Raw genomic sequence first — 9,365 nt, forward strand, 5'->3', positions numbered from 1 at the left:
GAGCTCGTCACCGCGGCCTTCGAGCTGGGGGTGCGGCGGGTCGAGGCCGGCTGCTTCGCCGAGAACGCCGGCAGCCGGCGCGTCATGGAGAAGGTCGGCCTGCGGCAGGAGGGCTACTACGTCCGCGAGTCGCTGCACCGCGACGGCACCTGGCGCGACGGCATGAGCTTCGGCCTGCTGGCCGACGAGTGGGACCTGGAGGCGCGGCGTCCCCGGGGCTAACGTGCCGCCATGGGGATCGTGGTCCACCCGGCGACGGCCGACCGCTTCGAGGACCTGGCGGTGATGCTCGGGCCGAGGAGCCCGAACGCGTCCGTCTGCTGGTGCCTCAGCCACCGGCTCGACAGCCGCACCAACCGCTCGCTCGTCGGGCCGGCCCGGGGGGAGTACGTCCGCGAGCTCACGCGGCGCCCGGTCGCCCCCGGGGTGCTGGGCTACGACGACGACCTGGTCGTCGGGTGGGCCGCGGTCGCTCCGAGGTCCGAGCTGCCCTTCGCCCGGTCGCGGACGATCCCGCACGTCGACGACCAGCCCGTCTGGTCGATCTGGTGCCTGCGGGTCCGGCCCGGCCACCGCGGTCGCGGGCACGCGCTGCCGCTGCTGGAGGGCGCGGTCGCCTACGCCGCGTCGCTGGGCGCCCCGGCCGTCGAGGGCTATCCGGTCGACAACCGCGGGGCGAAGGTCGACCTGACGATGGCCTACGTCGGCACCCGGGCGCTCTTCGAGCGCGCCGGCTTCGAGCTGGCCGCGCCGACCACCGGCGTGTCCGGCGGCTTCCCCCGGGTCGTCATGCGACGGCCGCTGACCTGACCTACCGTCGAGGACGATGCTCCCCGACCCAGCCCCGCCCGGCGACCGGCTGCCGGTGCCGGTCTCCCTGCTCGACCGGTCCCGCACCCGCGAGGGGGAGGACCCGGGAGCCGCGCTGCGGCATACCGTCGAGCGGGCGCGACGCGCCGAGTCCCTGGGGCTGCACCGCTTCTGGGTGGCCGAGCACCACGCCGTGCCCGGCATCGCCAGCGGGAGCCCACCGGTGCTCATGGCCGAGGTGGCGGCGGCGACGTCACGGATCCGGGTCGGGTCGGGCGGGATCATGCTGCCCAACCACCGGCCCCTGGTGGTCGCCGAGCAGGTGCGGATGCTCGAGGCCCTCCACCCCGGGCGGATCGACGTGGGGATCGGGCGCTCGCTGGGGTTCACCGCGCCGGTGCGCCGGGCGCTGGGGGTCGAGCGCTATCCCGTCGAGACCTTCGCCGAGGACCTCGGCCTCCTGCTCGCCCACCTCGACGACCAGGGCCCGGTGACCGCGATGCCCAGGGGTGTGCCGCGTCCGCCGGTCCTCGTGCTCGCGACCGGGTCCGGGCTGGGCGTCGCCGCCCGTCTGGGCCTGCCCGTCGTCGTGGGCGGCCCGGTGCTCCACGGCGACCTCGCGCCGCTGGAGGCCTACCGCGCCCAGTTCCGGCCGAGCCCGCAGTGCCCCGAGCCGCGGGTCGTCATCAGCCTGGATGTGATGATCGCCGGCACGGCCGGGCGGGCGCGGGAGCTGCTGCTGCCCGAGGCCTGGGCGATGGCCGAGTCGCGCGCGACCGGAGCGTTCCCGCCGCTGCGGCCGGACCCGCCGCAGCGGCTGACGCCCAAGCAGGAGGAGCTGGTCGAGCAGCAGGTGGCGATGGCCGTCTCCGGCACGGCCTCGCAGGTCCTCGTGGAGCTGACGGACCTGGTGCGCCGCACCGGGGCGACGGAGGTGCTGGCGTCCACGTCGACCTTCGACCGGGACGAGCTCGCCGCCGCCGACGAGGCGCTCGCCGCCCTCGCCCCAGGGTGATCTCCGTCACCTTCGCGTCTGAAGTGTTTCAGGAGCGTGACATCCAGGCTGCATTCAGGTCTCGGAGTGGTTGTGCCGCTTGACGTCCCGTCCGGTGTTCCGTCACGCTGCACACGGCCCCGCCCCCACGGGGCCATCACCCCTGTGTGAAAGGACGACGACGTCTCATGCGTAGAAACCCCAGCCGTCGCGGGAAGACCCTGCGGCGGAGCCTGATCACGATGGCAGCAACCTTCGGCCTGGCGATGTCGCCGGTCGTGGCTGTCGCGTGCACCGACCACTACAAGGAAGAGATGGCCATGGCGGCCGCCCGCCAGGCCGCCAACGCCAGCGGCGCCAAGGTCAAGGCCGCCAAGGCCGACAACGGCAAGAGCAACGGCAAGGGCAACGGCAAGGGCAACGGCCACGGCAACGCCACCCCCGGCGCGAGCACCCTGGTCACCACCCCGCCCACCGGTGCCTCGAAGAACGTCGAGTTCATCGGGCAGCTGCCCGAGGCCGTGGGCGCCACCGCCATCAACTTCATCGACTACCCGGGCAAGCAGAAGGTCATGTTCGTGACCGGCCGCTTCGGTCTGAAGTCCTACGACGTCAGCGACCCGGAGCACCCGCTCCCGCTCGACTCCATCGACATGCCGGGCTTCTGGCAGAACGAGGACATGGACGTCGACCCCAAGCGCAAGCTGGTGTTCATGGCCCGCGACCCGCGCGCCTTCGGCCAGAACCAGGCCACCGGCGAGTCCGGCGTCTACATCGTCGACGCCAACAAGCCGCACGACCTCAAGGTCCTCAGCTACACCGAGGTCCCGGCCGGTCACACCACGACCTGCATCAACGACTGTGAGTTCCTCTGGTCCGGCGGCCCCCGCCCGGCCGACTGGCAGCCGTCCGACTGGGCCGGCCGCCCGATCTTCGCCGTCGACATCCGCAACGCCAAGAAGCCGAAGGTCTACGGCCAGCCGCTCGACCTGGGCCGCAACGACGGCGTGACCGACTACGCCCACGACGTCCAGATCGACGAGGCCGGCGTGGCCTGGGTCTCGGGTGCCGGCGGCATCCGTGGCTACTGGACCAAGGGTCGTCACTGGGACCCGGTGGCCAACAAGTACCGCGTCGCCTCCGCGACCGACCCGGTCCCCTACGCGGGCGGCAAGTTCTACCAGTCCAACCAGCAGACCTGGGGCGGCTCGCTCGCGCACAACATGGCGCGTCCGCTCGAGGCGCTGGGTGACTACGACGCCGGCCAGGTCGCCCTGGTCACGATCGAGAACTTCACCAGCTCCTGCGCGACCGACGGTCGTCTGCTCATCGTCGACCTCGCCGACAGCGAGAACGGCCAGGCCTGGTCCTCCACCGAGGCCAACCCCTACCGCCTGCCGACCATCGCCGAGTGGACGCCGGACGGCAAGCCGGGCAGCCTGCCCGGCGCCGGCTGCTCCGCGCACTACTTCCAGTACCGCGACGGCGTGCTCGCCCAGTCCTTCTACGGCCAGGGCACGCACTTCATCGACGTGAGCGACCCGGAGAACCCGACGCAGATCGCCTACTACCGGGCCGACGGCGGCTCCCACTGGGCGCCGTACTGGGTCGGTGACGTCATGTACATCGCCGACGGCTCGCGCGGCGTGGACATCATCCGTCCGACCTACGCCACGAACGGCTGATCGGTGACCCGAGCCGAGAAGCCCCTGCGGGCGTCGGCCCGGGTCGTCAGCCTCCTGCTCGCGGTGGGGGTGTCGGTGTCAGCGTGCACCGGCGCCCCCACCGGGGCGGGTTCCGACCCCGGTCAGCAGACCGCGTCCGGCACGGCCGCCCCGGCGGCCACGGGGGAGGAGCACGCTGACGACCACGGCGAGCACGCCGACGAGCACGCCGACGAGACCGGCGGTGACGACCACGCCCACCACGACGAGGACGTGGAGACCGCCGCCCCCACGACCGGTCCGCCCCGGCCCGCCGATCCCGATCTCGAGTGCGGGACGACGGTGCTGGACGACCTGGAGCAGGTGACCCGCTACTGCGACGAGGGCAGCGCCCGCTTCGTCGTGGCCGACGACAAGGACACCACGGTCGAGGGGGCCACCTGCGAGGACCGGGGCGCGTTCTTCCTGGCGCACTTCGGCACCAACTACTCCGACGACTTCAACTCCCGGGGGGACTACCTGGGGCTGGCGCTGGAGGAGATGCCAGAGACCTCCGGCACGGCGCCCATCTACGCTCTCGAGCTGACGCTCGACGGCTACAAGACGCCGCTCGGCGGCGCCGACGTCGAGGTGTCCCGCTCGGGCGGCACCGTCGACCTCACCCTGACCGGTGAGCTGGCCGACGGCCGCGACCTGCTCGTCGAGGCGACCTGCGAGGTCTCCGCGGACTGACCCGTGTCGGCGTGGTGGCTCAGCGCCACTCCACGGCCACCACGCTGACGGGGTCGGCGAAGCCCTTGAGATCCACCTCCCGCGGGTCGGACAGCTCGAAGACGCCGGTGACCCCGTCGAGGGTCTCGGCGCTGACGAGGATCTCGCCCGCCCTGGCCGCTGCGCCGACCCGCGCGGCCATGTGCACGCCCTGCCCTCCGTAGTCGGCCTCGTCGCCCTCGGGGTGGAAGGCCCCTCCGGTGTGCACGCCGATCCGGACGTCCGGGGCGAAGACCTCCTCGTGCAGGGCACGTTGCACGGCGACGGCGGCCTGCAGGGCGGCGCGGGGGTGCTCGAAGGCCGCGAAGAAGCCGTCACCGGTCTGCTTGATCACCTCGCCGCCGGCATCGGTGAGCGCGGTGCGCAGGAGCTCGTCGTGACGGGCCAGCAGCCGGCGCCACTTCTCGTCCCCGAGGCTCTCCAGCAGGCGGGTCGAGCCCACGATGTCGCTGAAGAGGAACGTGCGCCGTGTGCCGAGACGACCGAGCAGCTCGCGGGCGCGCTCGGCGTCGAGAGCCGCGCCGAGCCGTTCGAAGGTGGCCAGCGCCGCCTCGAGCTCGGTGCTCGCGCCGTCCTCGTCACCCTGCCGTCGGTAGGCGAGGCCCAGGTGCAGCCGGGCCTGCGCCACCTCGTAGGGCGCGCCCACCGCGAGCCACGCCTCGCGAGCACGCCGGAGCTCACGCGCCGCGGTGTCCAGGTCCTCCTCGTGCAGGGCGATGCGCCCGGCGACCATGGCCAGTGCCGCGTCGAAGGCGGGGGCGATCCGGTTGGCGATCCTGTATGACGTGACCGTCGCCTCGATCTCGTCCCGCGCCGCGCGGGCGGTCCGCACGTCACCGGCGGCGAGGGCGATCTCGACCTGGGCGGGCAGCAGCTGCATCCGCACCAGCGGGGCGGTGGTGGCCTCCAGCGACCGGCGCACCGCGGCGGCCGCGGCGTCCACCTTGCCCTCGGCGAGACGCAGCAGGGCCAGCCCGGGCTGGGGGTCGCGCCCCAGGTCGTCGGCCCGGCGGTAGGTCTCGACGGCGGCCGCGAAGGCGCCGCGGACCCGACGGATCTCGGCGACCTCGTAGAGGCCGTTGCCGGTCACCCAGTAGTTGAAGTCGTGCAGCTCGTCGCAGGCCGTGAGGGCCTGCGCCTCAGCCGCCTCGAGGTTGCCGCCGAGCCGCATCACCTGGGCCCGGTGGATGCGGCAGGCCCCCGGGAAGCCGCTCACGTCGAGCCGGTCGCAGAACCTGTTGGCGACGTCGGTCCACTCCGCCGCCCGGCGCAGGTCGCCGACCTCCTGGCAGGAGGTCGGCGTGCTCGCGGCCTTCCGGCTCCGCCGCGAGGAGGCGCTCGGCCCGGGCCAGCCACCCCTGGGCCACGGCGAAGGCGCCCCGGCCCACGTGGTCCCAGGAGAGCGAGGCGGCGAGGCGTGCGGCCGAGGCGGGATCTGCGGCCTCCTGGTAGGCGGCGACGGCGCGCTCCCGCAGTTCGATGGCCTCGTCGGCGCGGCAGGACCACCAGGCCGCCTCGGCGAAGGTCTCGAGATCCTCGGGCGGCAGCGTCCCGGGATCGGTCCCGGTGTAGAGGGCGTAGGCCTCCCTCCAGTGACCAAGCGCAGCTGCCTGGCGGCCGGCGGACGGACTCGCGACGGTGGAGGACATGACCCGGGTTCCCTACCGGCTCATCGTGGCACCGGGGTCGGTGCCGCACAAGGGTGCGGCGGGAGGTCCGTGCAGGGGGAGGTGGTCAGTCCTGCTCGGGACGCCGCCCGACCGCCAGGAACACCGGGTAGGTCGTGCCCTCCTTGACCACCGTGGTGCAGTCCGAGACCACGACGTGCTCCAGCCCGGCCTGCTCGAGGGTGCCCGCCAGCTCGCCGCGGTCGAAGCCGTGGTGGCCGTCGAAGTCGTGCCGGTGCGCGTGGAACGAGCCGTCCTCGGCGTCGAGGTCGGCGATGCACAGCACGCCGCCCGGGTCGAGCATCCCGACCAGGCCCTCGAGCACCGTGTCCAGGGCGCGCACGTGGTGCATCACGAGGGCGCAGACGATCAGGTCGAAGCGGCCCGGAGGCGCCGTCTGCAGCTCCAGGTCGAGGTCCCAGACACGGGCGTCCGCGGGCAGCCCGCCGTCGACCACCTTGCGCTGCAGCACGGCGCGCATCCCCGGGGAGCTGTCGGCCAGCGTCACCGGTCCGACGTGCGGGAGCAGCGCCTGCGTGACCAGCCCCGTGCCGGCGCCGTAGTCCAGCACCCGGGCCTGCGGCCGCACCGGCACGTTGGCGAGGACCGCCAGGGCGATCTCCCGCGCCCGCGCCACCTTCTCGGGGTCGTCGTCCCACGACTCGGCCACCTGGTCGAAGTGCTCGTTGCCCATGCCGTCAGCCTCGCACGTCGGCCGTGGGCCGGTGTCGGCGGTCGGTGCCATGCTGGCGCGATGCGATCCCTCCCCGACGACGAGCGCCGGGCTCGACTGGCGCGCCGCCACGCGCTGCACCCCGACCACCGGGTGGACGGGCCGGTCGCCGCGACCCGCGCGCTGACGGTGCTGCACGCGACCGAGCAGGCGACGCCCTACCTCTCGGTGCACGCGCGGACGACCTCGACTCCCCTCGGCGACGTCGACGCAGCCCTCTTCCAGGAGCGCTCGCTGGTCAAGCATCCGGCGATGCGGCGCACCATCTTCGCCTTCCCGCGCGACCTGCTGCCCGCGGCGCTGGGGAGCGCGTCGGCCCGGGTGGCCGCCGAGGAGGGGCGCCGCCTCGTCCGTGACGCCGAGCACCACGGCATCGCCGACGACGGCGCCGTCTGGCTCGAGGCGGCCGCGCGAGCGGTCCTGGACAGGCTCGCCGGCTCACCGCCGCTCACGGCACGCCAGCTGCGGGAGGAGCTGCCCGAGCTCGCCGGGACGACGACGACCGGCAACCTCGACAAGCGCTGGGGTCGCACCGCCCCGGTGGCCCCCCGCGTGCTCACGATGCTCTGGGCCGAGGGGCGGATCACGCGCGGGCCCAACGCCGGCTCCTGGCGGGTGTCCCGCCCCACCTGGACCCTGATGACCGACTGGCTCGGCGCCCCGCTCGACCCGACCTCCACCGAGGAGGGCTACGCGGAGCTGGTGCGGCGCTGGCTGGGCAGCTTCGGCCCCGGCACCGAGGACGACCTCGTCTGGTGGCTGGGCTCGACGAAGACGGCGGTGCGCGCCGCGCTCGCCGACGTCGGGGCCGTCCGGGTGGCTCTCGACGGTGGGGCGCACGGGTGGGTGCTGCCCGGCGACGACGAGGAGGAGGGGCCGGTCGGGCCGTGGGCGGCGCTGCTGCCGACCCTCGACGCCACGACGATGGGCTGGCGCGGACGCGACTTCTACCTCGACCCGCGCGACGTGCCCTACCTGTTCGACACCAACGGCAACGCCGGCAACACCGCCTGGTGGGACGGACGGATCGCCGGCGCCTGGGCGCAGGACCCCGACGGCACGGTGCGCGTGGTGCTCTTGCCCGGCGGGGAGGAGCGTGTCCCGCCCGAGGGCCGGGAGGCGTTGGACCGGGAGGCGGCGCGGCTGTCGGCCTGGCTCGACGGTGAGGTCGTCACCAACGTCTACGCGTCGCGGCTCATGAGGGGCGAGCGGCTGCCCTGACCCCGGTGGCGGTAGGCCCCGAGCCGGGCGTTCCGTCAGGAGGTGGTCGCCACCACGGGGTCACCGACGGCGACCGTCCCCGGCACGACCACGTCGGCGTAGACCGCCAGGCACAGGTCGCGCTCGGCCCCGAGGGGGGTCAGCAGCCGGTCCCTGGGCTCGACGCCGTCCTGGGCGACGTCCACGGTGCGGCAGCGTGGCACCCGCTCCACCACGCGCAGCGTCGCGCCGCCGACGGTGACCTCGCGGCCGACCCACGACTCCTCCTCGAACGGCTCGCTCGTCTCCACCACGAGGTTGACCCGCAGCCGGCGCGGGTCGGCGTCGACGCCCCACTGCTGCCGGCACCACTCCAGGCTCGCGGTGCCGACGAGCGAGACGGCGCCCCCGTCCTGGTGCGGCACGTCGACCTCGGGCCGCACCGCCAACCCGGTCCCGGTATGCCGTGACAGCTCGGCGTCCAGCTCCGGGTCGTCGACCGCCCACCAGCCGCCGCCCGCACCGGTGACCGCGACGCCGTCGGCCGTGGTGGCCGCGGCATACGCCAGCACCTCGTCGCGCCGACGGAAGCGCCGGGAGTCCTTGGCCGAGGCGAGGCGGCCGTCGGTGTCGACGACGGCATACCAGCGGTCGCCCACCAGCCCTCGCGCGTCGACCTCGACGCGCTCCAGCGCCTCGCCGCCCATGGCCTTCACCGGATAGCGCCGGATCGTCACGACCTCGCTCATGCGGCGAGGCTACCGGCATTGCTCCGACTCACCCCACGTCGTTGTCCTGCTGGACCGATGCATCGGTCCAGCAGGACAACAACGCGTCGGAAGTGGAGACCGGGTTCCCGCGTCTAGGGTCGGGCCATGGCTTCCGAGCAGCTCACCGTCGTCGTCGCGCCCGACTCGTTCAAGGGAAGCCTGCCGGCCGACGAGGCGGCCGCGGCCATGGCCCGCGGGGCCCGCGCGGTCCTCGGCCCCGGCGCCACGGTGCTCGAGCGGCCGCTCGCCGACGGTGGCGAGGGCACGCTCGACGTGCTGCTCGCGGTCTGGGGGACGGAGCCGGTCGAGGTGGGCACGGTCGACGCGATCGGCCGCCCGCGCACCGGGCGATACGGGATCTCGCCGGACGGCCGCACCGCCCTGATCGAGGCCGCCGAGGGCAACGGGCTGCCGCACGTCTCGGACGTGCCGCTCCAGCCGCTCCGGGCCGACTCGCACGGCGTCGGTCTCATCGCCCGAGCGCTGCTCGACCGCCCGGAGTCGACGGACCTGCAGGAGGTCCTGCTCTGCGTCGGGGGCTCGGCCAGCACCGACGGCGGCACCGGGCTGCTCACCGGCCTCGGCGCCCGCTTCCTCGACGCGGACGGTCAGCCGGTGGAGCCGGGCGGGCAGGGCCTGGGCGCGATCCACGCGATCGACCAGGACGCCCTCCACCCCCGCGCCCGCCAGGTGGACTGGCGGATCGCGGTCGACGTCGACAACCCGGCCTGCGGACCCCGCGGTGCCGCCGCCGTA

11 protein-coding genes are annotated in these 9,365 nt (G+C 74.1%); 7 read left to right on the top strand and 4 right to left on the bottom strand.

Annotated features, from left to right (window positions below):
* The 5 genes from FB476_RS16560 to FB476_RS16275 all read left to right on the top strand — a co-directional run.
* Nucleotides 1-222 (top strand): GNAT family N-acetyltransferase (locus tag FB476_RS16560; protein ID WP_170233697.1); only part of this gene is annotated, 222 nt, incomplete at its 5' end.
* Between the two features lie 9 nt (nt 223-231).
* Entirely contained in the window at nt 232-810 is a 579-nt protein-coding gene (locus tag FB476_RS16260) for a GNAT family N-acetyltransferase (protein ID WP_141821345.1), read from the top strand.
* Nucleotides 811-826: 16 nt separating this feature from the next.
* Nucleotides 827-1,825: an MsnO8 family LLM class oxidoreductase gene (locus FB476_RS16265; protein ID WP_141821347.1), complete on the top strand. Its 999-nt coding sequence runs from the start codon at nt 827-829 to the stop codon at nt 1,823-1,825.
* A 221-nt stretch (nt 1,826-2,046) separates the two neighbouring features.
* The gene (locus tag FB476_RS16270; protein WP_202877067.1) at nt 2,047-3,489 is read left to right on the top strand and encodes an LVIVD repeat-containing protein; all 1,443 of its coding nucleotides are present in this window, start codon (nt 2,047-2,049) and stop codon (nt 3,487-3,489) included.
* 3 nt (nt 3,490-3,492) lie between these two features.
* The gene (locus tag FB476_RS16275) at nt 3,493-4,200 is read left to right on the top strand and encodes a FoF1 ATP synthase subunit a (RefSeq protein WP_141821360.1); all 708 of its coding nucleotides are present in this window, start codon (nt 3,493-3,495) and stop codon (nt 4,198-4,200) included.
* Nucleotides 4,201-4,219: 19 nt separating this feature from the next.
* On the opposite strand, the gene FB476_RS16280 is transcribed toward FB476_RS16275, so the two are convergent.
* The 3 genes from FB476_RS16280 to FB476_RS16285 form a co-directional block, all read right to left on the bottom strand.
* A complete protein-coding gene (locus FB476_RS16280; protein ID WP_141821362.1) occupies nt 4,220-5,455 on the bottom strand; it encodes an adenylate/guanylate cyclase domain-containing protein in 1,236 nt (411 codons plus the stop codon).
* The gene (locus FB476_RS16565; RefSeq protein WP_170233698.1) at nt 5,379-5,888 is read right to left on the bottom strand and encodes a hypothetical protein; all 510 of its coding nucleotides are present in this window, start codon (nt 5,886-5,888) and stop codon (nt 5,379-5,381) included. Before FB476_RS16565 ends, FB476_RS16280 begins: the two co-directional genes overlap by 77 nt.
* An 85-nt stretch (nt 5,889-5,973) precedes the next feature.
* Complete coding sequence (locus FB476_RS16285; protein WP_141821364.1) at nt 5,974-6,600, bottom strand: class I SAM-dependent DNA methyltransferase; 627 nt, start codon at nt 6,598-6,600, stop codon at nt 5,974-5,976.
* Nucleotides 6,601-6,660: 60 nt separating this feature from the next.
* Between FB476_RS16285 and FB476_RS16290 the strand changes: the two genes are divergently transcribed.
* Nucleotides 6,661-7,860 (top strand): winged helix DNA-binding domain-containing protein, encoded by a 1,200-nt coding sequence (locus FB476_RS16290; protein WP_141821366.1) that lies wholly within the window; start codon nt 6,661-6,663, stop codon nt 7,858-7,860.
* A 35-nt stretch (nt 7,861-7,895) separates the two neighbouring features.
* Here the strand turns inward: FB476_RS16290 and FB476_RS16295 are convergent, their stop codons facing one another.
* The gene (locus FB476_RS16295) at nt 7,896-8,588 is read right to left on the bottom strand and encodes an MOSC domain-containing protein (RefSeq protein ID WP_141821249.1); all 693 of its coding nucleotides are present in this window, start codon (nt 8,586-8,588) and stop codon (nt 7,896-7,898) included.
* Nucleotides 8,589-8,714: 126 nt separating this feature from the next.
* On the opposite strand from FB476_RS16295, the gene FB476_RS16300 reads away from it, so the two are divergent.
* The coding region (locus FB476_RS16300; protein WP_141821368.1) for a glycerate kinase at nt 8,715-9,365 on the top strand (651 nt) is incomplete at its 3' end.

Origin of the sequence: Ornithinimicrobium humiphilum (assembly GCF_006716885.1) — a bacterium.
GTDB classification, from domain to species: Bacteria; Actinomycetota; Actinomycetes; order Actinomycetales; family Dermatophilaceae; genus Ornithinicoccus; species Ornithinicoccus humiphilus.

Excerpts from the sequence above, each read along its gene's own strand:
- FB476_RS16270 (WP_202877067.1), top strand. The coding sequence starts at position 2,047 with ATGGCAGCAACCTTCGGCCTGGCGATGTCGCCGGTCGTGGCTGTCGCG.
- FB476_RS16260 (WP_141821345.1), top strand. The coding sequence starts at position 232 with ATGGGGATCGTGGTCCACCCGGCGACGGCCGACCGCTTCGAGGACCTG.
- FB476_RS16290 (WP_141821366.1), top strand. The coding sequence starts at position 6,661 with ATGCGATCCCTCCCCGACGACGAGCGCCGGGCTCGACTGGCGCGCCGC.
- FB476_RS16295 (WP_141821249.1), bottom strand. The coding sequence starts at position 8,588 with ATGAGCGAGGTCGTGACGATCCGGCGCTATCCGGTGAAGGCCATGGGC.
- FB476_RS16565 (WP_170233698.1), bottom strand. The coding sequence starts at position 5,888 with ATGTCCTCCACCGTCGCGAGTCCGTCCGCCGGCCGCCAGGCAGCTGCG.
- FB476_RS16265 (WP_141821347.1), top strand. The coding sequence starts at position 827 with ATGCTCCCCGACCCAGCCCCGCCCGGCGACCGGCTGCCGGTGCCGGTC.
- FB476_RS16285 (WP_141821364.1), bottom strand. The coding sequence starts at position 6,600 with ATGGGCAACGAGCACTTCGACCAGGTGGCCGAGTCGTGGGACGACGAC.